At 47.4% G+C, this 1195-nt stretch carries 1 protein-coding gene and 1 tRNA gene; both read right to left on the bottom strand.

Features of this window, described 5'->3' with window-relative positions; genetic code table 11:
- Positions 1-37 precede the first annotated feature (37 nt).
- Positions 38-113, bottom strand: a tRNA-Asn gene (locus E0D98_RS24495).
- Between the two features lie 100 nt (positions 114-213).
- The coding region (gene yeeO, locus E0D98_RS24490) for a toxic metabolite efflux MATE transporter YeeO (protein ID WP_131891297.1) at positions 214-1195 on the bottom strand (982 nt) is incomplete at its 5' end.

Here is a 1195-nt window from a genome sequence, read left to right as displayed (position 1 = left end):
GTTTTGAGACTCATAGAGATGTCTCAAAACTAAAATTTGGCTCCTCTGACTGGACTCGAACCAGTGACATACGGATTAACAGTCCGCCGTTCTACCGACTGAACTACAGAGGAATCGTGAGAACGAGGCGAATATTAGCGATGTCCACCCACAATGTCAAAGCCTGTTTTTTAAATTTGAAATCGTTTGCTGAAATAATCTGCATTTTGTCGTTTATTCCGACACAACTGGCTTTTTTTCACACTTTTGCGGCTCGGGTCGAGGGTATTTCCATAGCCAACGTCCAGTAACCATTCGCCAGTAAAACAGCACGGCCCGCACAGCCCAGTCGGCAAACATTCCCATCCAGACACCAACCACACCCCAGCCAAGCATGATTCCCAGCACATAACCGACTACAACCCGACAACCCCACATGCTCAACATCGAAACCCACATGGCGTAACGGGCATCACGAGCACCTTTAAATCCAGCGGGTAGCACCCATGAGGCGGACCAAATAGGCATAAATAAAGCATTTAGCCAAATCAGAATCACAACGACATGTTTAACCTGTGGATCCTGGGTGTAAAACGATGCCATAACCCCGGCAAAGGGAGCCGTTAGCCAGGCGATGGCCGTTAATCCAAGAGTGGAAAGCCAGAACACATGCCGCAACTGAATCTCTGCTTGCGCTATCTGCCCTACCCCCAACCTTCGGCCTGTAATGATCGTAGAAGTAGAGCCGAGCGCACTTCCGGGTAAGTTGATAAGAGCCGCAATTGAAAACGCGATAAAATTTCCGGCAATAACACTGGTCCCCATCCCGGCAACGAACATTTGGGTTAATAACCGACCACTGGTAAATAACACTGATTCGACACTCGCTGGAATACCAATCCCCATGACTTCCCAGATAATGCTAAAATTCAGCTGTTTAAAATAGCTCTTTAACGAAATCCTTAGCGCAGGATTAAAACCAATCGCCAGCACCCACAAAATTGCAACTGCGCCAATATAACGAGAAATGGTTAAACCCAACCCAGCCCCGACAAATCCCAGTCCCGGCCAGGAGAAAAGGCCGTAAATCAATATGCCGCTAATAATAATATTAAGAATATTCAGGCTACCGTTAATCAGTAGCGGTATTTTCGTATTCCCTGCACCACGAAGTGCCCCACTACCAATCAAAGTGATGGCAGCTGCTGGATAACTG

Source organism: Escherichia sp. KCJ4928 (assembly GCF_004352695.1).
In the GTDB taxonomy this organism is placed as follows: Bacteria; Pseudomonadota; Gammaproteobacteria; order Enterobacterales; family Enterobacteriaceae; genus ECMA0423.
The sequence above is the reverse complement of the archived record's forward strand: the minus strand, read 5'-3'. Positions and strand labels throughout refer to the sequence as shown.